The 25,762-nt window shown below is 71.9% G+C and carries 21 protein-coding genes, 1 tRNA gene and 1 pseudogene; 8 read left to right on the forward strand and 15 right to left on the reverse strand.

All coding sequences use genetic code 11. The features are described 5' to 3' along the window. Nucleotides 1-183: 183 nt before the first annotated feature. The 5 genes from ABNF97_RS25915 to ABNF97_RS25935 form a co-directional block, all read right to left on the reverse strand. Entirely contained in the window at nt 184-498 is a 315-nt protein-coding gene (locus tag ABNF97_RS25915; RefSeq protein ID WP_088642010.1) for a transcriptional regulator, read from the reverse strand. After that, a complete protein-coding gene (locus tag ABNF97_RS25920) occupies nt 498-890 on the reverse strand; it encodes a type II toxin-antitoxin system RelE/ParE family toxin (RefSeq protein ID WP_130461502.1) in 393 nt (130 codons plus the stop codon). The genes ABNF97_RS25915 and ABNF97_RS25920 overlap by 1 nt, the downstream gene beginning before the upstream one ends. A 132-nt stretch (nt 891-1,022) precedes the next feature. Continuing rightward, nucleotides 1,023-1,095, reverse strand: a tRNA-Lys gene (locus ABNF97_RS25925). A gap of 105 nt (nt 1,096-1,200) precedes the next feature. Beyond that, nucleotides 1,201-2,571: an outer membrane protein assembly factor BamB family protein gene (locus tag ABNF97_RS25930; RefSeq protein ID WP_349340111.1), complete on the reverse strand. Its 1,371-nt coding sequence runs from the start codon at nt 2,569-2,571 to the stop codon at nt 1,201-1,203. A gap of 118 nt (nt 2,572-2,689) precedes the next feature. Then, complete coding sequence (locus ABNF97_RS25935) at nt 2,690-3,448, reverse strand: PP2C family protein-serine/threonine phosphatase (protein WP_349340112.1); 759 nt, start codon at nt 3,446-3,448, stop codon at nt 2,690-2,692. 63 nt (nt 3,449-3,511) lie between these two features. Here ABNF97_RS25935 and ABNF97_RS25940 point away from each other — a divergent pair, with 63 nt between their 5' ends. From ABNF97_RS25940 to ABNF97_RS25955, 4 genes are all read left to right on the forward strand, one after another. Continuing rightward, complete coding sequence (locus tag ABNF97_RS25940; RefSeq protein ID WP_349340113.1) at nt 3,512-4,531, forward strand: helix-turn-helix transcriptional regulator; 1,020 nt, start codon at nt 3,512-3,514, stop codon at nt 4,529-4,531. A 336-nt stretch (nt 4,532-4,867) separates the two neighbouring features. After that, nucleotides 4,868-6,700, forward strand: a complete 1,833-nt coding sequence (locus ABNF97_RS25945; RefSeq protein WP_130461530.1) for an SCO2524 family protein — start codon at nt 4,868-4,870, stop codon at nt 6,698-6,700. 1 nt (nt 6,701) lies between these two features. Next, entirely contained in the window at nt 6,702-7,619 is a 918-nt protein-coding gene (locus tag ABNF97_RS25950) for an SCO2523 family variant P-loop protein (RefSeq protein ID WP_130461531.1), read from the forward strand. Further along, nucleotides 7,619-8,578: an SCO2522 family protein gene (locus ABNF97_RS25955; protein WP_130461532.1), complete on the forward strand. Its 960-nt coding sequence runs from the start codon at nt 7,619-7,621 to the stop codon at nt 8,576-8,578. The genes ABNF97_RS25950 and ABNF97_RS25955 overlap by 1 nt, the downstream gene beginning before the upstream one ends. 11 nt (nt 8,579-8,589) lie before the next feature. Here ABNF97_RS25955 and ABNF97_RS25960 read toward each other — a convergent pair whose 3' ends face one another. Beyond that, nucleotides 8,590-12,948 (reverse strand): HEAT repeat domain-containing protein, encoded by a 4,359-nt coding sequence (locus tag ABNF97_RS25960; protein ID WP_349340114.1) that lies wholly within the window; start codon nt 12,946-12,948, stop codon nt 8,590-8,592. A gap of 240 nt (nt 12,949-13,188) precedes the next feature. Between ABNF97_RS25960 and ABNF97_RS25965 the strand changes: the two genes are divergently transcribed. Further along, nucleotides 13,189-14,121, forward strand: a complete 933-nt coding sequence (locus tag ABNF97_RS25965) for an SCO2521 family protein (protein ID WP_349340115.1) — start codon at nt 13,189-13,191, stop codon at nt 14,119-14,121. Between the two features lie 29 nt (nt 14,122-14,150). On the opposite strand, the gene ABNF97_RS25970 is transcribed toward ABNF97_RS25965, so the two are convergent. The 3 genes from ABNF97_RS25970 to ABNF97_RS25980 all read right to left on the reverse strand — a co-directional run bounded on the left by ABNF97_RS25970 (nt 14,151) and on the right by ABNF97_RS25980 (nt 15,437). After that, nucleotides 14,151-14,387 (reverse strand): hypothetical protein, encoded by a 237-nt coding sequence (locus tag ABNF97_RS25970; RefSeq protein WP_130461535.1) that lies wholly within the window; start codon nt 14,385-14,387, stop codon nt 14,151-14,153. Between the two features lie 77 nt (nt 14,388-14,464). Beyond that, entirely contained in the window at nt 14,465-14,926 is a 462-nt protein-coding gene (gene mscL, locus ABNF97_RS25975; protein WP_130461536.1) for a large conductance mechanosensitive channel protein MscL, read from the reverse strand. A 157-nt stretch (nt 14,927-15,083) separates the two neighbouring features. Then, nucleotides 15,084-15,437 carry an anti-sigma factor antagonist gene (locus tag ABNF97_RS25980; RefSeq protein ID WP_130461537.1) on the reverse strand — a complete coding sequence of 118 codons (354 nt, stop codon included), beginning with the start codon at nt 15,435-15,437 and terminating at the stop codon, nt 15,084-15,086. Nucleotides 15,438-15,605: 168 nt separating this feature from the next. Here ABNF97_RS25980 and ABNF97_RS25985 point away from each other — a divergent pair, with 168 nt between their 5' ends. Continuing rightward, nucleotides 15,606-16,598, forward strand: a complete 993-nt coding sequence (locus ABNF97_RS25985; RefSeq protein WP_130461538.1) for an NAD-dependent epimerase/dehydratase family protein — start codon at nt 15,606-15,608, stop codon at nt 16,596-16,598. Nucleotides 16,599-16,662: 64 nt separating this feature from the next. Here the strand turns inward: ABNF97_RS25985 and ABNF97_RS25990 are convergent, their stop codons facing one another. Then, a complete protein-coding gene (locus ABNF97_RS25990) occupies nt 16,663-17,685 on the reverse strand; it encodes a DUF4352 domain-containing protein (protein ID WP_165436635.1) in 1,023 nt (340 codons plus the stop codon). A gap of 156 nt (nt 17,686-17,841) precedes the next feature. Between ABNF97_RS25990 and ABNF97_RS25995 the strand changes: the two genes are divergently transcribed. Next, complete coding sequence (locus tag ABNF97_RS25995) at nt 17,842-18,798, forward strand: pyridoxal-phosphate dependent enzyme (RefSeq protein ID WP_130461540.1); 957 nt, start codon at nt 17,842-17,844, stop codon at nt 18,796-18,798. 277 nt (nt 18,799-19,075) lie between these two features. Here ABNF97_RS25995 and ABNF97_RS26000 read toward each other — a convergent pair whose 3' ends face one another. The 4 genes from ABNF97_RS26000 to ABNF97_RS26015 all read right to left on the reverse strand — a co-directional run bounded on the left by ABNF97_RS26000 (nt 19,076) and on the right by ABNF97_RS26015 (nt 23,317). Next, nucleotides 19,076-19,492: a PIN domain-containing protein gene (locus ABNF97_RS26000; RefSeq protein WP_130461541.1), complete on the reverse strand. Its 417-nt coding sequence runs from the start codon at nt 19,490-19,492 to the stop codon at nt 19,076-19,078. Then, nucleotides 19,483-19,707, reverse strand: a complete 225-nt coding sequence (gene vapB, locus ABNF97_RS26005; protein ID WP_130461542.1) for a type II toxin-antitoxin system VapB family antitoxin — start codon at nt 19,705-19,707, stop codon at nt 19,483-19,485. Before vapB ends, ABNF97_RS26000 begins: the two co-directional genes overlap by 10 nt. Before the next feature lie 205 nt (nt 19,708-19,912). Next, nucleotides 19,913-21,130, reverse strand: a complete 1,218-nt coding sequence (locus tag ABNF97_RS26010) for a family 16 glycosylhydrolase (protein WP_130461543.1) — start codon at nt 21,128-21,130, stop codon at nt 19,913-19,915. 75 nt (nt 21,131-21,205) lie between these two features. Beyond that, nucleotides 21,206-23,317 (reverse strand): prolyl oligopeptidase family serine peptidase, encoded by a 2,112-nt coding sequence (locus tag ABNF97_RS26015; RefSeq protein ID WP_130461544.1) that lies wholly within the window; start codon nt 23,315-23,317, stop codon nt 21,206-21,208. A gap of 80 nt (nt 23,318-23,397) precedes the next feature. Here ABNF97_RS26015 and ABNF97_RS26020 point away from each other — a divergent pair, with 80 nt between their 5' ends. Then, the gene (locus ABNF97_RS26020) at nt 23,398-24,927 is read left to right on the forward strand and encodes an FAD-binding oxidoreductase (RefSeq protein WP_349340136.1); all 1,530 of its coding nucleotides are present in this window, start codon (nt 23,398-23,400) and stop codon (nt 24,925-24,927) included. A gap of 278 nt (nt 24,928-25,205) precedes the next feature. Here the strand turns inward: ABNF97_RS26020 and ABNF97_RS26025 are convergent. After that, a pseudogene (locus ABNF97_RS26025) lies at nt 25,206-25,709 on the reverse strand (M23 family metallopeptidase); the annotation flags it as partial. Between the last annotated feature and the right edge of the window lie 53 nt (nt 25,710-25,762).

Raw genomic sequence — 25,762 nt, forward strand, 5'->3', positions numbered from 1 at the left:
CGTCAAGGTCTGGGCCGACGCTCTCAGTCCGCACTGGGTCCGCAGGCTCTGGCGGCCGGCGACACCGCGGCAGTCCAGGCTGTCTTTGGTGGGATCGTCGAGGTGGCGCGAACATCACCCACTCGCCGACGTCGGCAACATCGCTGACCTGAAGCGGGCCATGGGCGACCTCAGAACACGAGATCAGGCGATCTGCCGGAGGTCGCTGCCGTAGTCGAAGATGATCCGCATCCGGGCACCCAGTGCTCGTGCGTACCGGCTGAGGGTCGCCACCTCGTTGGCGTCCAGATCGCCGTTCTCGATCTGACTCACCCGGCCGGGCGTAACCCCCATCAGCTCGGCCACCTGCCGCTGGGTAAGGCCGAGACGCTTGCGCTCCTCGGCGAGGTGGAACGCGCCGACCCACGCCTCGGTGCGGGCGCGTTCCGCATCGAGCGCGTCGTCGTCCCCATCGTGCAACTCGGCGCGGATGTCGTCCCAGTCATGGAAGTCGACCATCAGCCCTCCCTTCGTTTCCTCTCGAAGGCAAGCCAACCCTCATAAGCGACCTCGGCGATCGGGATCGCGTTCTCGTACCACCGCGTCCAGTCTCCCGCCTTGTTGCCCGCGACCAACAGCACCGCCTGCGACCAGGGATCAAAGGCGAACAGAACCCGAATGGCGACGTTCCGCCCAGACCTCGGCCGTAGCTCCTTGAGGTTGCTGATACTCGAACCCCGGAGAGTGTCGACCAGCGGACGCCCCAGGCCCGGACCGGTTTCGGCGAGCATGTCGATGGCCACGTTGACGGATCGGTACGCCGCCGGGTCGGACTGACGTAGGGCCCGTAGCCAGTTGCGGACCTCGCCTGTGGTCCTGACTGCCCAGCGGTGGGCCGGCCCGTTGGTCACGGAACAACTATAGCTCAACCTATACACAGCCGATCCCGGTTGTGGCCGAGCCAGCGAAACCCTTACCTGCCAGGCCGCACGTGGACGTGCGAACCGCGAGAGCGCAGGTCAAAACGAGATCACGTTATGAGGTGGGCCGCCGGGGACTCGAACCCCGAACCTAAGGATTAAAAGTCCTCAGCTCTGCCAATTGAGCTAGCGACCCGATGGGTGACCAGCGTACCGGAAGAGGTGATCGCCGATCTCGACGGCTACGGCCGTCTGGTCGACCCGGCCGGGCAACGCCGCGCGAGGTGCTTCCGCCGCCCGCTCAACCCGCCGGGAGCGCCGCCGGCCGGTACCGCCAGACCCGGAGCTCGTCGGGCTGCGCCAGGCAGGCGATCACCCCGGCGGTCGACCGACAGGCCGAGACGACGAAGGGCAGGTAGTCCAGCGGGCGGACCGCCGTACCCCCCGGGGGGAGCAGGCCCACCCAGGTCCGGGGACCAGCGGCCCGGCGGAGCAGCAGCAGCGGACCGTCCTCCGCGGGCGGCACCGCCTCGGTCCACCCGGCCAGGTCCACCACGGTACGCCCGGTGTGCGGGTCCACCACCCGGCGGAGCGCGGGCTGGCCATCGACCTCGACGAGGTGCGCGCCGTACGGTCTCAGCCGTAACGGCTCCGCCACCCGCCAGGCGGTCGAGCCGGTCGCGGGATCGATCACCTCGACGTCGTTCGGGTTGTCCAGGCACACCATCGGCCCGCACTCACTGGCGTACGGGACGTCTCTGGGCAGCGGACGTGTCCACCGGAGCTGTCGGAGATCCGCCGAGTAGGCGGCGAGTTTCCGCTCGTGCCTGACCACCAGCGAGTCGCCGACCACCGTCGCGTACTCCGGTCGGCCGGCCGCCGGGTCGAGCCGCTGCCGGACCACCCCGGTCCGCGGGTCGCGCAGTTCGAGTACGCCGTCGCGGTGCCCGGTCAGCAGCGCCGCGGGACGCTCGGCGGTGCGCGTCATCGCCAGGACGCCCGACACCAGCGCCGAGGTCCAGAGCTCCCGGCCGGTGTCGAGGTCGATCGTCCGGACGACCTCTCCGATCGGCGGCGCGTCGTACACGCCGGCGCCCGAAACGTAGACCCGGCTGCCCGACGGCGGTGGATCGCCCGGGTCGACCCGCGAACCCTCCGGGAACACCTCCGTGACGGTCAGCGCCACCCGCTCGGCCGGCAGCACGGTCAGGTGGTTCGGCACCGACCAGCGCCGCTGACCGGTGTCGGCGTCCAGTGCGGTGGTGCGGAACCAACGGTGCTGGGATCCGCCCCACTCCTCCATCACCATCAGCAGGCCGCCCACGTGGTAGAGCCCCACCGGCTGGCGCTCGATCCGGTACGGGCTGGCCCAGAGCCGCCGCCCGTGGTCCAACTCGTACGCGGTGACCCGACGTCCGCCACCGTGGTCGAGCGGTCCGGTCACGAACAACCGGTCCCCGGTCAGCGCGAAGGTCGGACGGGCCTCCAGCGGCCCCCGGTAGACCTCGGTCAGCTGCGCCGGTGCGGGCGGGGCCCCGCCACCCACGCCGAGCACCAGCGCCCCGGTCAGCACCAGGGCCGTGGTCCGCAGTCGCCGCCGAACGAGCCGGCGGGGTGGGTCGGGATCGACCGGCGGGTCGTACCGCTCCTCGCCGAGGTCGATCACGATCACGCTGGCCCTCCCGCCCACCGGGTTGGTGCGCCGGCCATGTGATCCGAGCCATCGGCCGGGGCCGGTACGCCATCCATGATGCGGTACGCCGACCCGGATCCGCCGCGCCGGGGCGCCGTCAGGCCGGCTCGATGCCGGCGGTCGACGTCTCCGGGTCGACGGCCGGCACCACGTCCGCCAACACCAGCGTCACGTTGTCCGGGGCGCCCGCCTGGTGGGCGAGTTTGACCAACTGTCGCGCGCACTCCTCCCGGTCGGGGAAGCCGACCAGCGTCGCCGCGATACTGTCGTCGTCCACCACGTCGGAGAGGCCGTCGCTGCAGAGCAGCAGCCGGTCGCCGGGCTGGGCGATCAGCGCGACCGTGGCCGGGGCGAGCGGGCCGCCCTGCAGTACGCGGGTGACCAGCGACCGCTGCGGATGCCGTCGAGCCTCCTCCGGAGTCAGCCCGCCCTGGTCGACGAGGGCCTGCACAAAGGTGTCGTCCCGGGTGAGCTGCGACAGGCTGCCGGACCGCAGCAGGTAGCCCCGGGAGTCGCCGACGTGCGCCACCGCGAGCCGGCGGCCGGCGAGCAGCATCGCGGTGACCGTGGTGCCCATCCCCTCGGTGGCCTGGTCCGCGTCGGTGACCGCGCGGATCCGGGTGTTGGCCGCACCGATCGCGTCCAACAGGGCGGTCACCGGCTCCGCGCCGGGCGCCGACCGCTCCGCCGGGGCCAGACTGCTGATCGCGATCTCGCTGGCCACCTCGCCGGCCGGCGCGCCACCCATGCCGTCGGCGACGGCGATCAGCCGGTTGCCGGCGAACGCCACGTCCTCGTTGTTGGGGCGGACCAGTCCAGGGTCGCTGACGGCCAGGCTGCGCAGGACATAGGTCATACCGTGCAGCTTGCCCCGAGATCCACGGCGAAGTCACTACGCAGTACTGCGTAGGGTTGACCCATGATGCCGGTCTCCATGGTCGGGCGCGCCGGAGAGCTGGCCGAGTTCGCCGCAGCCTGGGCCAGGGTCGCCGGCGGGTGCCCCCGGACCGGCTGCGTGGTGGTCACCGGCGCCGCCGGGGTGGGCAAGAGCCTGCTGATCAGCGCCGCGCTCGACGGACTCTCGCCCCGGCCGGTGACGATCCTCAGCGGTACCGCCCGGGTGCACACCCCGGCCCCGTACGACTGGCTCGCCGCCGTACTCAGCGGTCGGGACACCGCCGACCTGCCGCTGCCGCCCGACGCGCTGGCCTGGCTCGCCCAGCACCCGAACGCACCCCGGGAACGGTACGCCCCGGACGCGCTGCTGCGCCTGGCGGTACGCACCGTACGGGCCCTGGTCGGTGCCGGGCCGGCGGTCCTGGTGGTGGAGGACCTGCACGCACTCGACCCGGCCAGCCTCAACCTGGTCGGCGAGCTGGCCACCGCACCGGGTCTGCCGGCCCTGCTGCTGGTGGGCAGCCGGCCACCGGAGGAGGCGGTGTCACCCCGGCTGGTCGCGGCCACCCTGACCCGGCTCACCGGTGCCCCGGGCGCGGTCCGGCAGCATCTCGGCCCGCTGGGCCGGCCGGACGTGGCCGCCGTGCTCCGTCAGGTCTATCCCGGACCGCCGGTGCCGTCGGCGGTGGCCGATGCGGTGTGGCGGCGTACCGGCGGCAACCCTTACCGGTTGGTGGAGCTGCTGGTCGCGGGGCGCGGCCGGCGGCCCGAGGAGCTCGTGGCCGAGCCGGTGGACCTGCGGCTGCTCGTCGAGCCGCCGCCGGCGCCCACCGCCGAGCTGACCGGCCGGGAGATCGAGGTGCTGTCCTGTCTGGCCGCCGGGATGTCCAACAAGCAGGTGGCCCGGTCGCTCGGGATCTCGGTACGGACGGTCACCGTGCACGTGTCCAACCTGCTCCGCAAGACCGGCTCGGCGTCGCGTACCGAGGCGGCGCTCTGGGCGGTACGCCAGCAGCTCACCGATCCGGCCCGACACGGCTGAGCCGGTCCCGCGTCCCCCGTTCGGGGCGATGTTCCTGGTGGGCGCCCCGGCGAGGTGTTCCCGCGCCTTGACGCGTACGCCATCATTGATGGATAGGCCCGAGATGCGAAGGGGGTGGCCGCGATGAAACGTGGCACCACTGTGGAGAGGCCGAGTACTGCGGCGATGACCTGCGTCTTCCTTTGATTCGCGCCGGTCGCCGAGCCGGGCTACCGCAGCCGGTCGAATCCGTCTCTATCATCGAGACACGTATGGGAGCCGCCAGGTCTTCCCGACGGACAATGTGAGTGCCGCTCGACCTAGCCGGTGTTTTTCGCGGATGGTGGTGCACGATAGATGAGGATCCAGCCCCGTCAGGAGCTACTGGAGATCTGGGCGGCCACCGTCCGGTCGAGCTGGCAGGACGGGAAGTGGCAGTGGGGCGGGCGGGACGGGCCGAATTCGATCAGTGACGCCGAGCAGTTGCTCTGCATCCTGCTCCCGGCCACCCAGGCGGACTTCTCACTGGACCGTCCGGACGAGACCGCCGAGGAAATGATCAGGGCGCTGCGCCCGCTCGGCACCGCCACCCAGATTCCCCGGGTGCTGATCCAGGTGCTCACCGAGTATTACCAGCGCTACACCGACAAATCCGGGACGCCGGTCTTCTCCGGCCGGACATATTTCCAGACCGACGACGGCGAGCCGTCCGAGCAGCAGCTCGAACTCGACATCGTCGACTCGTTCGCCATGTCGATCACACTCTCCCTGGCCGCCATCGGTTTCGCCCGGGTCTTCCGCACCGCGGTACGCCGTGAGGAGATCATTCGGGAAGTCGACGAGCTGGAGAGCATGGCGAGCGTGCGGTTGACCGCCGCGATGGTCGGGCTGCTGCGCAGTTTCGCGGTGAACGTCTTCGACGTCGACTCCGAGGAGGGCCAGGCGCTGGTCCGTACCCTCAACCAGAGCAACCTGCCGCAGCGGCAGGTCGTCGCGCAGCTGCGCCGCCGGCTGCGGCAGACCATCGCCAGCTTCCGTGAGGTCATGATCGGTTCTGGCCAGGTGGCCGACCTGGACAGTCCGAACCGGCTCTTCGAGTGCGGCTGGTCCTGGGGCATCGTCGGGGAGGCGCCGGAGATCGAGACGACCGAGGCGGTCGGCCAGCAGCGGCCGGGCGTGGCGCCCGAGGAGCCGTACCTCTACTTCACGGTCATCGCGATCGACGCGATCGAGGAACTCTTCACCGAGCGGACCCGGATCCTCGGTCTGCTCAACGAGGAGCAGCAGCGGCTCTCCCGGGCGCTGCAACTGCGGTGGGACCTGACCCGGGGCTACTGGGCCACCGTCGCCACCTTCGGTGACGGCCACCGCTGGCCGCTGGAGGACATCCCCTGGCGGACCACCGACCGGGACGCCACCGACTACTACACCCTGCTGGTGACCTCACTGGCGGTCAAGGGCCTGGTGGTCGAGCGGGGCGCCGACACCGAACTCGGCCGGGTGGGTGCGGTGCTGGAGGAGCTGGCCAACCGGGCGCGGATCACCCGACGGCCGTTCGACCAGGACCAGGCGCTCACGCTGCACTCGCCCGGCGTACGGCTGACCCTGCAGAACAGCGACAAGCTGGGCGGGCCGACGTTGCGCTGGGCGGTGACCGAGTTCTCCGCCCTGCTGTTGCAGCGCACCGCGTACATCGCCGGGCTACTGAGCGACGCCGAGCAGCGGGCCAGGATGCTGGACCTGGCCGACCAGGTCTGGGACCATCTGGTGCTCCGCCGGCTCGAACGCGGCGCCGGCCGGAGCCTGTGGGACCAGCCGGCCCGGGTGTTCCGGCAGTTCGTCGACTACCACGACGCACCCTCGTGGTACTACACCGAGCGGGTGGTCCAGTCGCTGGTCACCACCGTACGCGTCCTGCGCCGTCCGCCGTTGCGCAGCGACCGGCTCACCATGCACGCGCTGGACCTGCTCAACGAGGCCGAGCACCTCTACGACATGGAGCTGCTGGACGGCGCGGCGGAGGCGGGCCCGAAGATGCAGCAGACGCTCCAGGTGGTGCGGGTCAATCTGCGGCGGGCCCGGGACATCGTGCACGAGCGGCCCGGCACGGCGGCCGCGCTGACCAGTTCGGTGCTGCGCCGGCTGGACGAGTTGAACGCGGCCCGCCGCGACGTCGCGGAGGCAGGCTGAAATGTTGATCTTCGCGGCTTCCGACAAGGGCGGCACCGGGCGCTCGGTCACCAGCAGCAACATGCTCTACCGGAGCGCGCTGCAGGGCAGCGACGTCTGCTATCTGGACTTCGACTTCGGGTCGCCGACGGCTGGCGCGATCTTCCACATCGACTCCGCCGTGCACGGCACCACCCGGGGCGGTCTGCACGACTACCTGGACGGTGCCCTGGCCGAGCCGCAACGGATCGAGGTGTGGACCGAGTCCGACCGGCCCAGCCTGCGCAACCGGCCGCCCGGTGCCGGCCGGCTGGTGCTGCTGCCCGGCGACAGTGGCGGCGGGGAGTTCCCGGCCACCCGGGAGCGGATCGAACGCTGTGCCCGGCTCTTCCTGCGGCTGGAGGAGGAGTTCGACCTCAGCCTCGTCGACCTGAGCGCGGGCCGGTCGTACGCCACCCAGATGGTGCTGGCGGCCACCGCCATGCCGGCGCTGAAGTCGGTACGGTCGCGCTGGCTGGTCTTCCACCGCTGGACCCGGCAGCACGTCCTCGCCGCCTCGGGGCTGGTCTACGGCACCCGGGGCATCCTGGACGCCGGCACCCTCGCCGGGCACGACCACGAGGACCTGGTGAACCGACTGCGGTTCGTGCGTACCGCCGTGGTCGACCCCGACTCGCCGGAGCTGGAGGGGCTGCGGCCGGCACAGGTGGCCTGGCTCCGGGAGTGCAACCAGGACCTGCTGGAGCTGGCCAGCAACAACCGGGTGGGCCGGACGATGCTGCTCGGCTCCGTACCGCTCGACCCGGTGCTGCAATGGCGCGAGCAGCTCATCTCCGACAACGACGTGTACGCGCGCAAGATTGCGAACCTGGAGACCGTGGAGGCCTTCTCGGCGCTGGCAAAGCTCATCGTGGACGACACGGCCTGGGAGATGCTGTGATGAGACCGGATGTGACCTTCGAGGAGACGGCGGCCAGACGCAGCGTCGAGTCCGTTCCGCTCTCGCACCTCTCCATCGAGCTGGGACACCTCTACATCGAGGAGTTCGCCGGTGGGATCGACCAGCTCCGCCGGCACTTCGCCCGGGTCGCACCCTGGGCGGCGGCGGCCCGGCAGGCCTGCGCGGAGCGGTTGCCGAACGGCCGGCCCCGAATCAGCACCTGCTTCCTGATCGACGACTACTTCCAGCGGTTCAGCACCCCCCGGGTGGTGATGGAGCAGGTACGCGAGGCGGCGCGGGACAGCGGTCTGGTGATCGACTACTTCGCCCGGGAGGCCGGCTGCGCCCAGGCCGACGACATCCCGCTCGCCGAACTGGTGCTCACCCAACTCGTCTCCGATCCGGTCCCGGAGACCACCGGGGACCGCCCGCCCACCTCCGAGACCGGCTGGCTCTGCAACGGCAGGCGGTCGCCGGTCTCCGTTCCCGGCCAGGCGATGAGTGCCGGCCGGGCCTGGCAGCCGCCGATGCAGAACGCGGCGAACCGGCACTCCATCTTCATGGACGTCGAGCTGTGGGATTACGAGGAGAACGGCGAGCGGCGTTGGTCCTGCCCGTTCCTGGCGGCCGTCTGGCAGCTCATGCGGCTGGGGCTGCTCCGGCACGAGGGGGAGGGCGTGACCAACCCCTACCAGCTCGACGACTGGCCGGACGACTGGGACGAGATGCCGGCGGTGGTCAAGCTGAACCCGCACGCCCCGCCGTTCAGCGCGTACCGGACCTTCTCGGTGCTCGGCTCGCGCTTCCTGCCGATCGAGCACGCCGTCCGGACGATCCTGAGCCAGGTCTCGATCAGCCCGGCGGTGCTCGACCAGATACAGACCCGCAGCCGCAACGAGCACATCGACCTGCCCAAGGACCTGGTCGAGCGGACCGAGTACGTCTTCGCCGGCGACTGACCGCACACCGCTCACCGCCGTACGTCAGGCAGGTGGTCGGGGTCCGCGTCGGGTAGCCAGGTGAGCACCTGACCGGCCCGGCGCCGGAAGCCGGGATCCGGGTCGTCCCGGGCCAGTTCGGTGAGGAGTTCCCGGGTCTGGCGGTCGTCGCCGAAGTGGGTGCCGAGGGCCTGCACGGTGGCGGCCCGCACCGACCAGTCCTGGTCGCGCAGGCGCTCCACGAAGAGGGTACGCACCTCGGGGTGCTCGGCGAGGCGTTCACCGAGGACCCGGAGCACCGTCCGGCGTACCTGGACGTCGCTGTCGTTGCCGGCCCGTTCGATGAGCAGTTCGCGTACCGCCCGGTCGGTGCCGTAGTACTCGCCGAGGATGTGTACCGCCACGGTGCGGATCTGCGGGTCCTCGCCGGTGGCCCGGGCCATCAGCACCTCGCACTGCTCCACGTCGGTGCCGAGTCGGGTGGCGAGTTCGACGGCGGCCTCGTGCACGAGTTCGGCGTCCGGGTCGTGCCGGATCCGTTCCAGCAGTGTCTCCCGGACGTCGGCGTCGACGCCGACCCGCTGCACCAGCAGGCGTACGGCGGCGAGCCGGACCCGGGCGTTGCCGTCCCCGTGCACCCGGCCGGCGAGCAGGCCGTGCACGTCGTCCCCGGGACCGCCCCGCTCCACCACCGCGGTGGCGGCGAGCGCGAATACGGCGGCGTCCGGGTCGTGGTGTGCCCGGTCGACCAGCACCTGGTGCACCTGGTCGGAGTGGTGCGGCTCCCGGGTCAGCGCCCGGAGCGCGGCGAGCCGCACCTCCGCGTCAGAGTCGGCGCGGGCCCGGTCCAGCACCACCTCCCGGATCGTCGGATCCCGGCGTACGGTGTCGGCGAGGGCATTGACGGCGGCCAGGCGTACGGCCGCGTCGGAGTCGTCCCGGGCGAGCCCGGCGAGCACCTCGGAGACGGCGGAGTCCATTCCGACCCGCTCGATCAGGGCCCGGGCCGCGACCAGCCGGATCCGGGCGTCCCGGTCCCGCAGCGCCAGCTCGCCGAGCGCGGCCCCGACCGACGCCTCGGCGCCGATCTCGTCGGTCAGCGCCCGGGCGGCGAGCAGGCGTACGTCGGCGTCCCGGTCCTGTCGGGCGGTGGTGACCAGCAGCTCGATCAGCGCGTTGTCCCGCTCGAAGTGCTCGACCAGCAACCGCAGCGCGACCAGCCGGACCATCTCGTCGGTGTCCCCACCGGCGCGGCTGAACAGCAGGTCCCGGGTGGCGGTGTCCGGGCCGTACTGGTCGATCAGGGCGCGGGCGGCGACCCGGAGCACCCCCGGGTCACGGTCGGCCCGGACTCGGTCGACGAGCAGCGCCCGGACCCTGGCGTCGCCGGCCAGGCGCTCGCCGAGGACCCGCACGCTGGTCCGCCGGGTCACCGGGTCGGTGTCGTCCCGGGCGCGTTCGATCAGCAACTTCCGGACGTGCCGGCTGGCGGCGAACCGTTCGACCAGGACGTGCGCGGCCGTCCTGGTCACCTCGGCGTCGGTGTCGGTGCGCAGGCATTCGACGAGCACGTCCCGGAGTTCGTCGTCGCCGCCGTACCGCTCGCCGAGGGCCTGGATCGCGGTCCGCCGTACGCTGGCGTGCTCGTCGGCGTGCGCACGTTCCCGGAGCAGGTTGCGGACGTTCGGCTCGTCCCGGAACCGTTCCCCGAGCGCCTGCACGGCGGCGAGCCGGACCCCGGCGTACCCGTCGGCCCGGACCCGCTCGATGAGCAGGTCGCGGGCCTCGGGGTCGGTACCGAACCGCTCCCCGAGGGCCTGCACGGCGGCCAGCCGTACCCCGGCGTGGTTGTCGGCCCGGGCGCGCTTGATCAGCCGGGTCCGGGCGCGCGCGGCGGCGGCCTGGTGGGCCGGGCTGTCCACGGCGGTGGTGGCGAGCTGGGCCAACTCGGCCAGCCCGGCGACCGAGGCGTACGAGGCGGGGCTCTCGTCCATGCTGGCGAGCACGTCGTCGAAGAGGTCGTCGATCCGCTCGGCCGGGGTGGAGAGCATCGCGGCCAGCCGGGCGGCGTGGGTGGAGACCGGGTTCCAGACCACCCGGACGCCCCGACGGCGGTACCAGGAGAGGTAGATCTTGCGGCCCGGCCAGTTCGGGCCGATCACCTTGGCGGCGGGCAGGATCTCCTCGTCGATCAGCCGGGCGGTCTCCCGGTCGTCGATCGAGACGCAGTGCTCCAGCAGCAGGATGAGCTGCCGCAGCAGCGTCTCCGCCGGTTTGGCGGCGGCACTGTGCAGGTTGCGCACCTCGGCCAGGCACTGCACGGCCAGGGCCAGGTTCCACGGCGGCGGGGCGAAGTCGGCCGGTGGCCAGGGCTGGTTGACCTCGGTGGTCAGCAGTTGGATGAGCTGCGCGGTGTGGTTCTGGTGCAGCGCGCCGGCGAGCAGCCGGAGCACCTCCCGCCAGGACAGGTCGGCCCAGTGCCGCCGGAAGAGCTCCTTGAGCTGCTCGAAGGAGAGCACCTGGTCGTGCTGGAACTTGGCCAGGATGGCGTCGGCGCAGAAGAACTCCAGGAAGGTGCGGTGCACGAAGCCGTAGACCTGCGGGCCGTACCGGCTGAGGATGAAGTTCCGCTCCCGGAACTGCTCGATCATCGCCAGCGCGATGCTCCGGGCGGTGGCGGCGTCCCGGCGGTAGCGCTCGACCAGGTACCGCTCGAAGACGTCGCTGAGTTCCGCCCGGTCGATGTAGTTGACCGTCAGCCCACGGTCGGCCGACTGCATCCGGTACGCCAGCCGGCGCAGCAGCTCCTTCTTGTCCTCCGGGTCGAGGAAGCCGGCGACCGGGGACTCCTCGCGCAGGTGCCGGTCGGTGTCCCACTGCGCCACCAGCACGGTGGCGGCGTGGTCGTAGAGCTTCCAGCGCTCCCGGGGCAGCGGCTGGTGCTTGCCGATGATCGCCAGGATGGTCAGCAGCAGCGGGTTGCCGGCGAGTTCCCGGATCGCGTGCGAGTGCCGCATCGCGTCCAGCAGCCGGGCCCGTTGGGCCTGCGCGTCCTCCGGTCGGTCCCGGATCGCCAGCCGGTACCAGCTCGACAGGAAGTCGCCGGTCTGTTCCTCGTCCAGGTCCTGCAGGGTGTAGTGCACGAACCCGACACTGGTCAGGATCCGGCGGGAGTAGCCGATGATCCGGGAGGTGACGATCATGCGTACCTGGGGGTGGTTGGCGGCGAACCCGGCGATCTGCCGGGCCACCTCCTCCCGGCGGTGCCGGTCGAAGACCTCGTCCAGCCCGTCCAGGATCATCACCGCCCGGCCGCCGACCCCGAGATGCCGCAGCAGGGCGGCCCGCTCGATGCCGAGCCCGTCGGTGCCGGCCCGGTGGTCGAGGTAGTCGACGAAGTTCTCGCACCTGCCCTCGGCGGCCAGGGTGATGAACGAGCGCAGCTCGATCAGCAGCGGCAGGTGGTCGGCGAGCGGGGCCAGCCGGTCGTCGACCGGACCGCCGGTGAGGCTGAGCGCGACGTACCGGGCCGCGGTCGACTTGCCCGAGCCGGGATCGCCGAGCAGCACGATCGCCCGCTGGTCCGGCGCGCCGAGTACGTCGAAGAGCCGCTGCAACGGCTTCGCCCGGTACGACTCGTGCAACTGCACCAGCTCCCGGGGATCGACCTCCTCCGGCACGTCCTCGGTGCCGATCCGCCCCTCCGACTGCATCCGGCGCAGCCACTCCCGGGGCAGCTCGGCCGGGGGCGGGTCCTCGCGTACCCACTGCTCGACGAAGACCGACATCAACTGGATCCGGAGGTAGTCCTCGGTCTGTTCCGGCGTCAGCGCGTCCAGGTCCAGCACCCCGTAGTGCTGCCGCAGCCGCAGCAGGTACTGCTTCAGCGTGTCCCGGCTCAGCGTGTGCATGCCGCCGGTCGGCACCCCGGCGTCGGTCAGGCAGTTCGCCACCGCCGCGGTGACCATCGCGGCCAGGTCGGCCGGGTCCCGGAAGGTGCTGCACATGTGCCGGTCGGCCAGCTCCGCCCGGAGCGCCTCGATCTTGTCCGCGTCCCGACCCCGGTCCACGAAGCTGCGCGGCCAGGGCGCCTCCTCGTCCAGCAGGAAGATCAGGCACGGTTTGCCGCCGGTGAGCGCCTCCCGATATTCGAGTTCGGTGATCGAGCGGTCGTAGCCGGCCGGGACGAAGCCGTACCGCCAGGCGAAGATGCCGACGTAGACGTCACACTCGGCGACGTCGGCCAGGCAGCGTTCGAGGGGGCGCCGGTCCTCGGCGACGTACGACTCCATGGCCATGTCCTCGACCCGCAGCCGGCGCAGCGCCAGTTGCACGGCGGCGCGGCACTCCTGTAGATCCCGGAAAGTGGCCGAGACGTAGACCTTGGTCACGGCGGCTCCTAGGGGCGGCGTGAGCGGCACGTAACGCAACCGTACCAATAGGACGCAACAACATCGTTTTCGCAGGTGGAAGCCGGTGTCCGTCCCCGCTGGGACGGGTGCGGGACGACGCCGGCGAATTGCCGTCGGCCGATCACCGTGCCCGCCGCGAACATCGGTTACGGTGACGCTGTCACGGCGACCCGGCTCCGGCCGCCCGGTCACGGTGCCCACGAGGTTGCGGAGGAGCGCATGCTGACGCTGGGCGAGGTCCACACCGGACTTCTGCAGAACTCCAGCTCGCTCTCGCTGGAGAACACCGCCCAACTCCTCGACCTCCTGGTCGGCCAGCGGGTCCGCCGGTCCGAGCGTCCGATCGCGTACGCGGTCTCACCGGACCAGCTCACCGGGGTCGACTGCCGGCTGCCGACCCGCTCCGGCAGCCGTATCCGGGGCGTGGGGACGGTGGTGTCACACGCGGCGATGACCGGGGGGCACGTGTTGCAGGGCTCCACCTACACCCGGCTGGACCGGGCCGCCAGCAACCGCCGGCTGATCTGGTCGCACTACCTGTCCCGGCCCGGTTGGGTGGAGACGATCGGCAAGGTCGACCTCCGGGACGTGGCCCGGGGCTTCCTCGGGCCCACCCACCAGCCGCAGACGCTGAACCTCGGTGCGATCAGCGCCCGGCTGATCGACGCGGTGCAGCGGTCGCCCCGGCTGGACCGCCGCCCGCCGTTCCGGACCAAGCGCACCCGGCTGCGCTGGGCGGTGCTGCCGGCCGCCGATCCGGGAACCGAGGCGCACGGGAAGTTCCGGATCGAGTCGGACACGCTGCGCACCCTGGAGTTGACCGCGCCGCAGGAGACCGTACCGGCGCTGGTGGAGTTCTGCGAGGACCTCGCCCTGCACGACTGGTTGCTCACCACGCTGCTGTCGCTGATCGAGTTCAGCCTCACCGGGCCGGGCACCCGGACGCAGAAGATCGACCGGCTCCGTCCGGCAATAGACTGCCTGCTGCACCTCTGGATGCCGGCCGCCCGGCTCGACGAGTCGGTGCTGCCGGTCTGGCGGGACCTCGAACACCGGCCCGGGTTCACCCGGCAGTGGCAGACCTCGGTGACCCGGATCCGCGACCAGGTCACGCTCAGCACCATCGCGTTGCTGGAAGCGCCGTCCCGCTGACCGCCGCCCGCCCCGTCGTCCGCGCGCGGTCAGTCGACCCCGGGCGGCCGGGCGGAGAGCTCCCGCCAGCTGTCCGGCCCGGCCAGCAGGGTCCGGACCACGTCGTACGCCGCGTCCTCGCTGTCGAACTCGTAGAACCGGGAGATCCCCTCGGCCCCGCCCGCCCGCTGTTCCACGTGCCACTGGTCGGCATCCGCCCGTAGATAGACATCGCGCCGTGCCAGGCGCCCCCACTTGCCGTTCCACCAGTGCTTTCGCTGTTCCATGCCGGGACCTTATCGAACGTACGTTCGAGAAGATCGCCGGGTCTCGGGCCGTTACCCGGGCAGGTGACGCTCGGGGTTCAGGGGTGGCGTTGCGCCGGCGGGTACTGCTGGCCGAAGTGCTCGTCCGGCCCCTCGGGCTGCCGGTTCGGTGCCCGGCCGGCGGCAACCAGCGCGTCCCGGATCTCGGTGAGCAGCTTGATCTCCTCGCTCGGCGCGGCCGGCGCCGGCTCCTCGCCCCGCCGGCGCCGCTCGGCGAGCTTGTTCAGCGGAAGGACCACCAGGAAGTAGAGCACGGCGGCGGTCATCAGGAAGGTGATGGTGGCGTTGACGAAGGCGGCCCAGTCGGCCACGGCCCCGTTCGGCAGCGTCCAGGTGCCCGCCGCGAGGTCCTTCTCGCCGCCGAACATGGTGATCAGCGGCTTCAGGAACGAGTTGGTGAACTGGGTGACCAGGCCGGTGAAGGCCGCGCCGATGACCACGCCGACGGCGAGGTCGACGACGTGGCCCCGCATGATGAAGTCTTTGAAGCCCTTGAGCATTGGCGTCTCCAGGTTGCCGGATCCGTGTCGGTCGACAACCTAGTGCCTGGCGCGTGGCGGACGAAAAGCGGCAGGGTGCCCGGTGGCGGATCGGCCGGGCCGGGCCGCCGGTCGGTGGCGGCCTGCCCTGCCGCCGGTCGGTGGTGGGCCGGATCCGTCAGTCGGTGACGGTGCGGCCGCCGGCCACCGCCTCGTCCACCGTGGCGTGCGTCTGGAGCACCTCCACCAGACCGCTGACCTCCAGGATGCGCAGCACCCCCCGGCGCGGCGCCGCCAGCCGGACGATGCCGCCGGCCTCGTCGGCGCTGTTGCGGGCACGGACGAAGACGGAGAGCCCGGTGGAGTCGCAGAACGTGAGATCGGCCAGGTCGAAGACCAGTCGGTGGTGTCCCTTCTCCAGCAGGTCCGTGATCTGGTCCTGCAGTTGCGGCGCGGTGGCCATGTCGAGTTCGCCCGCGACCGACACGACGACGACGTCGGCCCGTTCCTCGGTGTGCACCGTCAGGGACATTCGCGACCTCCTGGGATATCGGTCGAACCGTACTTTACATCCGGGCCGGTACGCATGACGGGCGGCGGAACTCGGCCCTCGGCCGGCGGTGCCCCGGCGCCGGTGGACCTGATCCGCCCTGCGCGAACAGGGGTTACCGAAGGCCGTCCCACCGGGCACCATCGCCGGATGCGAACCCTCATCCTCGGCGGCACCGTGTTCCTCGGCCGGGCCGTCGCCCGGCAGGCCCTCACCGCCGGCCACGATGTCACCTGCGCCGCCCGGGGCTCGTCCGGGGACCCGGTGGACGGCGTCCGCTTCGTCCGGGTGGACCGCACCGACCCGGCCGGCCTGGCCGGGCTCACCGGCGAGTTCGACCTGGTCGTCGACGTGACCCGGCACCCCGACCAGGTCCGGCACGCGGCCGCCGCGCTCGCCGGTCGAGTGGGACACTTCACCTTCGTCTCGACCGTCTCGGTGTACGCGGACACCACCACGGTCGGCCAGCGGGTCGACACCGCGCCGGTACTGGCCCCCGCGCCGCCGGACGCGGAGGACCCGGCGCTCTCCGCGGAGTCGTACGGCGCCTGCAAGGTGAGCTGTGAGCAGCTCGTGACGGAGGCGTTCGGTGCCGACCGGGTCTTCGTCTGCCGGGCCGGCCTGATCGTCGGCCCGGAGGATCCGAGCGGGCGCTTCGAGTACTGGGTCCGGCGGGCGGCCCGGGGTGGCGAGGTCCTCGCGCCCGGCTCACCGGACGACGCGGTGCAGTTGGTGGACGTACGCGATCTGGCCGCCTGGATCGTCGCCGCCGGTGAGCGCGGACTTATCGGGACGTACGACGGCGCCGGTGCGCCGATGACCCGGGCCCGATTCCTGGCCGACGTACTCCCCGACGGCGCCGCCCTGAGCTGGGTGACCCAGGAGTTCCTGGCGGAGCGGGGGGTTCAGCCCTGGGCCGGCCCCCGGTCGTTGCCGCTGTGGTTGCCGGTGCCCGAGTACGCCGGCATCCTGAGCCGGGATGTGACCCCGAGCCTGGCGGCCGGGCTGCGGACCCGGCCGCTTGCCGAGACGGCCCGGGACACCGCGGGCTGGTTGGCGACGGCCGGCCCGGAGGCGGGCCAGCGGATCGGGCTCACCGAGGTCGAGGAGGCCGAACTTCTCGCCGCCTGGCACGCCCGCTGACCGCCGCCCGTCCGGTTCTGCCGTCCCCTCCGGTTCTGCCGTCCCGTCGGTCCGGTCGGCCCGGCTATCCGGTGCGGACCTGGATTCCGGGCGAGGTCGCGGAGGCGCGTAGCCGGAGCCGGACGATCCGGGTGTCGGGCGGGATGTCGTAGACGACCGCGCCGGTGACCCGGTTGCCGGGGTTGATCTCGTCGAGGAAGCCGAGCTGGTCGGCGTTGGCCAGCAGTCCGGCCGAGCTGTCCACCCCGAACCGCTGTCCCGCCGGCCCGTACGCGATCTGGAGGCCGTCCTGGAACGTCACCGGTCGGCGGCCCAGGTTCCGTACCGCCAGGTCGACCAGGCAGAACTGCCCGACCGCGAGTTGGCTGACCAGGGGGTCGCCGACCTCGGTGACACCGCAGCGCACCCGCTGCACCTGGAACTCGAGGTCGCCGTCCCGGGCCGGCTGGTTGAGGCCGACGACTCGGGGAGCCCGGTCGCGCAGCCCGTTGTAGAAGCCCGGTCCCCAGACCAGCGCGACCACGGCGGCGGCCACGCAGCAGCAGGAGAGGACCGCTGCGACGAGGCCGAGTACGAACCACCACCGCCGGTCGGTCGGCCGTACGAACTCGGGAACCTTGACGGTGCCGCCGGGCGGTGCGTGTCCCGCCTCCGGTCCTGCCCCGCCCTCCGGGCCGGTCGGTCCAGAGGCCCAGGTCGGCGGCGGAGGCGCTGGCGGCGGGTAACCGCCCAGCGGCGGCGTGCTGACCCGGGTCTGCGGCGTGGACCAGTCCGGCGGGGAGGGCGGGCCCGCGCCGGGCGCGATCGTGTCCGGAAAGCGGCCGGTCAGCGGTATCGGATCCGGGACCTCGTCGATGTTCGGTCCGGCCGCCGGATCCGGGCTCGGCTCCCGGCTCGGCCCCTCCGGCGGCGGTGGATCGATCGCCCAGTCCCACGCCTGGGGGACCGGCTCGACCGGCCGATCCCCGCCCGTCGGCGGCTCACCGGCATCGCCCGTCGGCGGCTCGCCGGAACCGTCCACTGGCGGCTCGCCGGAACCGCCGCCGGGCCGGTACGGCTGCCCGCCGGTCTGGTCGGGGCTGGTCATCGTGATCCTCGTATCATCCGTGTTCTCTGGCCAAATAGTAGGCTTTAGTCGCATTCATCCCGGTCAGGATCGCCATCTTCGTACCCGGCGGCCGGCGGGAGCGGCCGGCCGAACCGCTCCGGACCGGCTGCTGAGCCGGGGTGGCAGGATGATCGGGTGGATCTCCTTACCGTCGATGACGTACGGGCCGCGGCAGGTCACCTCTTCGGGTTGGTGCTGCGTACGCCGCTGCTGCCCTGCCGTTGGGACGACCAGCTCTGGCTGAAGCCGGAGAGCCTGCAACCGGTCGGCTCGTTCAAGCTGCGCGGCGCGACGCACGCGGTGGCCCGGCTCGACGCCGGCCAGCGGGCCCGGGGCGTGGTCACGCACTCCTCCGGCAACCACGGACAGGCGCTCGCCTACGCCGCCCGGGCCCGGCGCGTGCCGTGCACGGTGGTGATCCCCGAGGGCGCTCCGGCGACAAAGATCGACCAGGTGCGCGCCCTGGGCGCCGAGGTACGCGTGGTCGACCCGGCCGACCGGCTACCGGTCGCCGAGGCGATCGCCGTCGAGCAGGGCCGGACCCTGGTCCCGCCCTTCGACGACCGGCGGGTCATCGCCGGTCAGGGCACCATCGGGCTGGAGGTGCTGACGGACATGCCGGACCTGGACGTGGTGCTGGTGCCGGTCGGCGGGGGCGGGCTCGCCTCCGGGGTCGCCACGGCGGTCAAGGCGTTGCGCCCGGAGACCCGGGTCATCGGGGTCGAACCGGAACTCGCCGCCGACGCCGCCGAGTCGTTGCGCGGCGGGGAGCTGCGGCAGTGGGAACCGGCCCGCACCTACCGCACCAGCGCGGACGGGCTGCGGACCAACCTCTCCGCGCTGACCTTCGCACACCTGCGCGCCCGGTTGGACGGCATCGTGACGGTCAGCGAGGAGGAGATCGCCGCCGCGACGACCCGGCTGGTCCGGGCCGCCCGGCTGGTGGTGGAGCCGAGCGGTGCGGTGGCCACCGCCGCCCGGATGTTCCACGCCGCCGAGCTGCCCGCTGGGCGTACGGTGGCGGTGGTGAGCGGCGGCAACGTCGACCCGGCGGTACTGGCGGCCGCCGCCGGCCGTCCCGACGCGGGCTGACGGCGCGCCAGATGCCGGCGGCGAACGCGATCAGCGCCAACCGGCAGCCGGTTGACGGCGTGACGAGCCGGCCCGACCGGGCCGACCAGCGGTGTTACCTACCCGGCACCGCCGCCCGGAGCCGGTCCGGCCGGCGCCGTCCAGATCGCCGACCTGGTGTTGCTGCCTCGGGGTGGAGTGCGGGCGGGCGTTCCTCCGTGAGCTGCCCGCGCGCTGACTGCGACGGGGACCACCGAGTGCGCATGTACGGCCGGAGTTTCCGATCGTACGGCGATCCTTAGCCAGCCAGGGATTCAATCGGCTGGCCCGTGACTGCGGCGATGAGGTCGAAGTCCTTGTCGACGGCGAGGACGGTCAGCCCGGTCTTCTCAGCGGTCGCCGCGATCAGCAGGTCGGGAATTGACGGGGCGCGGTGCTGACCACGGTCGGCGAGCAGCATCTGGACCTCCAGGGCCCGGTCCTCGATAGCAGGTGTGAGGTGTTCGACCGGCATCAGGGACAGCGGTGGGGCGGCGAACTGTCGACGTCCCGTTTCTCCGGAACGCACTGAGTAGCCGAGTTCGAGTCGCGTGATTGAGGAGAGCCGGACGAGTCCGCGGCTGATGCGTGCGCTCCACTCGTCGCGGTTCGCCGTCTGGCCGAGCTGGAGCCGAATGTACGCGGACTTGTCGATCAGCCAGCTCGTCACCGCCACGCGGCCTCCATCACCGCGGGATCGGCCAGGTCCGCGAAAGCCTCCGCGGACCGTTGCCAGTCTTCAACGGTGACCGTCCGTTCGCCGGCAGGGCTGATGTTCTCCTCGAACTTCCGGCGCAGGTACTCGTTGCGGGACAGCCCGAGGTTGGCGGCCGCAGCGTCGATGCGGTCGACGGCTTCTTGGCTGAGGTCACGGATGAGGATGTTGGGCATGTGCACCTCCGATCCAGGATCGGACGATGATATCACGATATCACGCGCCGACCGGATCGACCCAGATATGCCAGGTCCATCCTATCGAGCAGGGCTCCGGCAAGGTGGCGATACAGCGGCCGAGGAGTGACGACCGGCCCCGCACCGAGCCCGGTGCGGGGCCGGTCGTCGCGGCGGGTCGGCGTACCGCCGCGCGTCTGGTTCCTCAGGCGCGTCGCCACTTCTGGTTGGCGCCGCCGGTGCACTCCCAGAGCTGGAGCTTGGCGCCGTTGGCGGTGCTCCAGTCGCGTACGTCGACGCACTTGTTCGCCTGCGGGTTCACCAGGTCACCGGCCGAACTCAGCACGAACTGCTGGGCCGGATTCCCGTTGCAGCCGACGATCTGGATGTTGGCGCCGTTCGCCGTCGAGCCGTTCGCCACGTCCATGCACTTGCCCATCGCCCGGACCGTCCCGCCGGTGAACGTCCAGCGCTGCGCGACGGTGCCGTTGCAGTCCCAGATCTGCAACTGGGTGCCGTCGGCCGGGTTGGCGCCGGGGATGTCGATGCACTTGTCGGCGAGCCCGACGATCTGGCTGCCGGTGCCGGGATTGCCGCCGCCGGTGTTCCAGGCCCAGACCCGGACGTAGTCGACCAGCATCTGCTGCGGGAAGGTGGTGCTGGCGTCGGGGTAGCCCGGCCAGTGGCCGCCGACCGCCACGTTCATGATCATGAAGAACGGGTGGTCGTAGACCCAGCGGTTACCGTTCAGGTCGGCCGGGGTCTTGCGGCCGTACTGGATGCCGTCGACGTACCAGGTGATCGAGTCCGGCGCCCAGTCCACCGTGAAGGTGTGGAAGGCGTCGGCGAACGCCTGGCCGCCGGGGAGCGTGTAGCGGGAGCTGATCGCGCTGCCGCCGGCGTAGCCGGGGCCGTGCAGCGTGCCGTACACGTTGCCGGGCTCGCGCCCGATGTTCTCCATGATGTCGATCTCACCCTGGTCCGGCCAGGGCATGCCGCCGAGCATCCAGAACGCCGGCCAGATGCCCTGGCCGCGCGGCAGCTTCATCCGGGCCTCGAACCGGCCGTACGTCTGGGTGAAGCGGTCCGCGGTGAGCAGCCGCGCCGAGGTGTACTGGCAGCGGCCGTAGTGGCACTGGTAGTTCGCCGGATTCTCCCGGCGGGCGGTGATCACCAGGTTGCCGTTGCCGTCGTGCGCGGCGTTGCTGGTGCTGTTGGTGTAGTACTGCTGCTCGTTGTTGCCCCAGCCGCCACCGCCGATGTCGTACTTCCACTTGTTGCCGTCGGGCGGGGTGCCGGCTGCGGCGTTGAACTCGTCGCTCCAGGTGAGCGCGCCCGGCTCCGCGACGGCCGGGCTGGGCGGGGTGACCACCAGCGTCGCGGCGAGCAGGGCCAGGACGAGGGTGGCTCGGCGTGTACGCATGTCAATGTTTCTACGCCAGAGAGCGCTTTCTTGCAAGGTTGTTAACTAAATCGGGAGTGATTGGCAGACTCCGCGCTACCGGCCGGCGACGCCCAGCCGGTCGAGGATCCAGGCCGCGACGAACGCCTCCTCCCGCCAGGAGTCGTAGCGCCCGCTCGGGCCGCCGTGCCCGGCACCCATCTCCGTCTTGAGCAGGTACGACCCCTGTGGCGCGACGGCCCGGAGCCGGGCGATCCACTTCGCCGGCTCGTGGTAGAGCACCCGGGTGTCGTTCAGGCTGGTGACGGCGAGGATCGGCGGGTAGTCCTGCGCGGTGACGTTCTCGTACGGCGAGTACGACCTCATGTACGCGTACACCTCGGGGTCGGCCAGCGGGTTGCCCCACTCCTCCCACTCGGTGACGGTCAGCGGCAGCGACGGGTCGAGGATCGAGGTGAGCGGGTCGACGAACGGCACCTGCGCGACGATCCCGGCGAAGGCGTCGGGGGCGATGTTGGCCACCGCGCCCATCAGCAGCCCGCCGGCCGAGCCGCCCCGGGCGACCAGCCGGTCCGCCGAGGTCCAACCGGCCTTGACCAGGTGCCGGGCGCTGGCCACGAAGTCGGTGAAGGTGTTCTTCTTGGCCAGCAGTTTGCCGGTCTCGTACCAGCGACGACCCAGCTCGCCGCCGCCACGCACGTGCGCGATGGCGAAGACGACGCCCCGGTCCAGCAGGGAGAGCCGGGGGATGGAGAACCAGGGGTCCATGCTGGCCTCGTAGGAGCCGTAGCCGTAGAGGACGCACGGTGCCGAGCCGTCCCGGGGCGTGCCGACCCGGCAGACCAGCGAGATCGGCACCCGGGTCCCGTCGTCGGCGAGCGCCCAGTCCCGGTGCTGCTCGTAGTCGGCCGGGTCGAAGTCGCCGAGCACCGGCTTCCGCTTGCGCAGCACCATCTCCCTGGTGACCAGGTCGTAGTCGTAGACCGAGTCGGGAGTGGTCAGCGAGGCGTAGTGCAGCCGGACGGTGGTGGTCTGGTACTCGGGGTTGCTGTCCAGCCCGACGTTGTAGAGCGGCTCCGGGAAGTCGATGTCGTACGACTCGGTGCTGCCCACCGGCAGCACCCGGATCCCGGTCAGCCCGGCCGTGCGCAGCGACACCACGATGTGGTTGGCGAAGGCGTCGACCGCCTCCAGCCGGGTGCCCGGTTCGTGTTCGATCATCGGCACCCAGTCCCCGGGCGCGTCCGCCGAGGTGTACGCCAGCGCGAAGTCCTCCGCGCCGTCGTTGTGCAGGATCAGAAAACGCCCCTGGCCGGCGGAGCCGGCGCGGTGACCGTGGTGCTCGATCGAGTATTCGACACCCTGCCGGCGGGGCGCGATCACCGCCGGCTCGCCGGTCGGGTTGCCGGCCGGGATGACCCGTACCTCGCTGGTGATCTTGCTGTGCGAGTCGATGACGATGAAGTTCTCCGAGCGGGTCAGCCCGACACCGACCCAGAACCGCTCGTCGTCCTCCTGGTAGACGATCTCGTCGGCGTCCGCCGCCGTGCCGACGGTGTGCCGCCACACCCGGTAGGGCCGCCAGACCTCGTCCACGGTCAGATAGAACAGTGTGGAGCCGTCGGCCGACCAGGCGCTGCCGTAGAACGTGTTCGGCACCTCGTCGGCGAGCACCTCACCGGTGGCCAGGTCCTTGACCCGCAGGGTGAACCGCTCGTCGCCGGCGAAGTCGGTGGAGTAGGCGAGCCAGCGCCCGTCCGGGCTGATGTCGAAGGTGCCGAGCGCGAAGAAGTCGTGCCCCCGCGCCAGCGCGTTGCCGTCGAGCAGGATCTCCTCGCCGGGCAGCGGTGCGCCGTCGGACGGCATCGGCGGTGCCGTCTCGCCGTCCCGGACCGCCCGGCGGCAGTGGATGCCGTACTGCTCGCCTTCGACCGTCCGGGTGTAGTACCAGTGGCCGTTCTTGCGGGTCGGTACCGATAGATCGGTTTCTTTGGTCCGCCGCTTCGTCTCGTTGAACAGCGCCTCCCGCAACAGACCGAGTCGGGCTGTGGTCCGCTCGGTGTGGGCGTTCTCCGCGGTGAGGTAACCGATCGTGTCCGGGTCGTCCCTGTCGGCGAGCCAGGCGTACTCGTCGATCACCGTGTCGCCGTGGTGGGTGCGCTCGGTCGGCAGCCGCTTGGCGACGGGGGCGGTCGTCTCAGAGGTCACCCGGTCACGTTACCCGGCAGCACCTGCCGGAGGGCGGCCCGGTGCGACCCGGCGTTGCCGAAAATTAGCACATGTGTACGATGACAAAGGTGGGGGAGATCTCAATAGAACGCAGGGGCGCTGACATCGCGCGGCGACTGGCCGACATCTGCGGTGCCCACTTCGCGCGGCCGGCGGGGGCGGCCGACGGAGTGGCCGGCGCGGCGGCCCGCTGGGTCGCGGCCCCGGGCAATCCGGAGGCGGTGACCGAGGTGGTCCGGCTGGCCGCCGCGCACGACCTCTCGGTGGTCGCCCGGGGTGCCGGCACCAAACTGGACTGGGGCATGCCTCCGTCGCAGGTCGACATCGTGCTGGATACCGGGCGGCTCGCCGGGGTCTGGCAGCAGCCGGAGGACGAACTGGTGGCCGAGATCGGGGCCGGCACACCGCTCCGGGCCGCCGAGGCGATCCTGGAGCGGACCGGGCGTCGGCTGCCGATCGACGTGCCCTCGGTCGGCGCCACCGTCGGTGGCGTGGTCGCGACCGACGAGAGCGGCCCGCTCCGGCACCTGCACGGCCGGCCCTGCGACCAGCTCGTCGGGGTGAGCTACGTCGACGCCTTCGGGGTGCTCGCGCACGCCCGGGCCGGGTCGTCCGGCCGTCCCGGTGAGCGGGCCGTGCCGGCGGATCCGGACGTCACCCGGCTGCTCTGCGGGTCGCAGGGCGCGCTCGGCGTGCTGGTCTCGGCGACCCTGCGGGTGCAGCCGATCCCGGCGAGCCGGGCGTGGGTGCTCCGGTCGGTCTGGACCCCGCTGGAGGTGCACGACCTGGTCCGGGCCGTCCTCGGCGCGGACCTGCGGCCGACCGCGATCGAGGTGGACCTGCCCGGCGGTCGGGCACCGGCGGCCGGCCGGGCCGTCCGGAGCCTCGGCTCCGCCGGGCACCTTCCGCCGGACGGGCCGGGTGTCACGGGGGCACCCGGTCCGCGAGGCTGGTTCGAGACTCCCGGCCGGTCCGGCGTGCCCGGCCGTCCCTCCGGCGCCGGCGGGTCCGGCACGGGCTGGTCCGGTGAGCGGGGCCGGGCCGGGCCCGGTCGCGGCACCGGGGGGCGCGGCGGGAGCGGTGAGCCCGGCGCCGGCACCCTCGGCGTGCTGATCGAGGGCGGACCGGCGGAGGTGGCCGAGCGGACGGCCCGGTTGACCACGCTGCTCGGCGGTGACGCCCGGGCGGTCGGCACGGCGCCTGGCTGGTGGCGCCGCTACCCGTTCCGGCCCGACCAGGTGGCGCTGCGCATCGAGGTGCCGATCGGCGACCTGCACGCCGCCGTCTACGCGCTGCGGGACGCCGCCGGGGCACCCGTGCCGGTTCGCGGCTCGGCCGGGCTCGGTGTCGTGCACGCCGCGCTGCCGGCCGACTCGGCACCGGAGCGGGTCGGCGCCATCCTGGACGGCGTACGTGCGGTGCTACGGGCCCGCTCCGGCCGCTGCGTGGTGGTCGCCGCTCCGGCCCGGATCCGCGAGGCGGTGGACCTCTGGGGCGAACTGCCCGACCTGCCGATGCTGCGCCGGGTCAAGGAGCGGTTCGATCCGGCCCGACGACTCGCCCCCGGACGCTACCCGGGCGGCATCTGACCCCTGGGCGGGGGTGCGCCCGGCCCGGTCGGTGGGTACCGACCGGGCCGGGCCTGGGCTCAGCAGTTCGGCACCCCGGGCAACTGTGCGGCGGGATGGTCGATGTAGATGTTGGTGATGAAGCCGTTCTGGTCCCGCAACCGGGACCACCAGTTGTTGGTGTAGCCCTCGGCGACCACCGTGTCGCCCTGCTTCTGGCAGAGCACGTAGACCAGCGTGGGGCCGGCCAGGGCGGTCACCGTGGGCGCGCTGAGCCGGGCGTCGGCGCGTACCCGTACTCCGCTGCCCCAGGTCCAGAAGGCGGCGCCGCCGCCACAGCCGTTGTCACTGGTCAGGTGCCGTTGGTGGTACGAACCGGGATAGGGTGCCAGCGATCCGCCGTTGATCACGATGGTCTGCCCGACCCCGTTGTAGAGCTGCTCGTAGTGGATGTGCGCCCCGGTCGAGTTACCGGTGCTGCCGGTGGTGCCGATCTGCTGGCCCTGGCCGACGGTGGCGCCGTCGGGCACCGAGAACGCGGCGAGGTGGAAGTAGTACGTCGTCCAGCCGCCACCATGGTTGATCACGATGTAGTTGCCGGCGCCGCCCGCCTGGTAGTAGCGCCGGGCGGTGCCGGCCGCGGAGGCGAGCACCGGGGTGCCGGCGGTGGCGCCGCCGTCGGAGCGGACGAAGTCGAGCGCGAGGCGTACCTCGGCGCTGTGGTGGCTGTAGGTCCAGCGCTGTCCACAGGGGAACGGCGCCTTGAAGACCGGGGCGGCGTGCGCCGGGGTGGCCGCCACCAGCGTCGCGGCGAGCGTGGTGCAGACGGTTGCCGTGAGGGCGAGAAGTAACCGGA

Source organism: Plantactinospora sp. B6F1 (genome assembly GCF_040120695.1).
In the GTDB taxonomy this organism is placed as follows: domain Bacteria; phylum Actinomycetota; class Actinomycetes; order Mycobacteriales; family Micromonosporaceae; genus Plantactinospora.

Bases quoted from the DNA above. Each gene is read 5' to 3' on its own strand.
- ABNF97_RS25955 (WP_130461532.1), top strand. From the start codon at position 7,619: ATGAGACCGGATGTGACCTTCGAGGAGACGGCGGCCAGACGCAGCGTC.
- ABNF97_RS25945 (WP_130461530.1), top strand. From the start codon at position 4,868: ATGAGGATCCAGCCCCGTCAGGAGCTACTGGAGATCTGGGCGGCCACC.
- ABNF97_RS25980 (WP_130461537.1), bottom strand. From the start codon at position 15,437: ATGTCCCTGACGGTGCACACCGAGGAACGGGCCGACGTCGTCGTCGTG.
- ABNF97_RS25965 (WP_349340115.1), top strand. From the start codon at position 13,189: ATGCTGACGCTGGGCGAGGTCCACACCGGACTTCTGCAGAACTCCAGC.
- ABNF97_RS25990 (WP_165436635.1), bottom strand. From the start codon at position 17,685: ATGACCAGCCCCGACCAGACCGGCGGGCAGCCGTACCGGCCCGGCGGC.
- ABNF97_RS25950 (WP_130461531.1), top strand. From the start codon at position 6,702: ATGTTGATCTTCGCGGCTTCCGACAAGGGCGGCACCGGGCGCTCGGTC.
- ABNF97_RS25940 (WP_349340113.1), top strand. From the start codon at position 3,512: ATGATGCCGGTCTCCATGGTCGGGCGCGCCGGAGAGCTGGCCGAGTTC.
- mscL (WP_130461536.1), bottom strand. From the start codon at position 14,926: ATGCTCAAGGGCTTCAAAGACTTCATCATGCGGGGCCACGTCGTCGAC.
- ABNF97_RS26020 (WP_349340136.1), top strand. From the start codon at position 23,398: ATGACAAAGGTGGGGGAGATCTCAATAGAACGCAGGGGCGCTGACATC.
- ABNF97_RS26010 (WP_130461543.1), bottom strand. From the start codon at position 21,130: ATGCGTACACGCCGAGCCACCCTCGTCCTGGCCCTGCTCGCCGCGACG.
- ABNF97_RS25935 (WP_349340112.1), bottom strand. From the start codon at position 3,448: ATGACCTATGTCCTGCGCAGCCTGGCCGTCAGCGACCCTGGACTGGTC.
- ABNF97_RS25915 (WP_088642010.1), bottom strand. From the start codon at position 498: ATGGTCGACTTCCATGACTGGGACGACATCCGCGCCGAGTTGCACGAT.
- vapB (WP_130461542.1), bottom strand. From the start codon at position 19,707: ATGCCCAACATCCTCATCCGTGACCTCAGCCAAGAAGCCGTCGACCGC.
- ABNF97_RS25970 (WP_130461535.1), bottom strand. From the start codon at position 14,387: ATGGAACAGCGAAAGCACTGGTGGAACGGCAAGTGGGGGCGCCTGGCA.
- ABNF97_RS25985 (WP_130461538.1), top strand. From the start codon at position 15,606: ATGCGAACCCTCATCCTCGGCGGCACCGTGTTCCTCGGCCGGGCCGTC.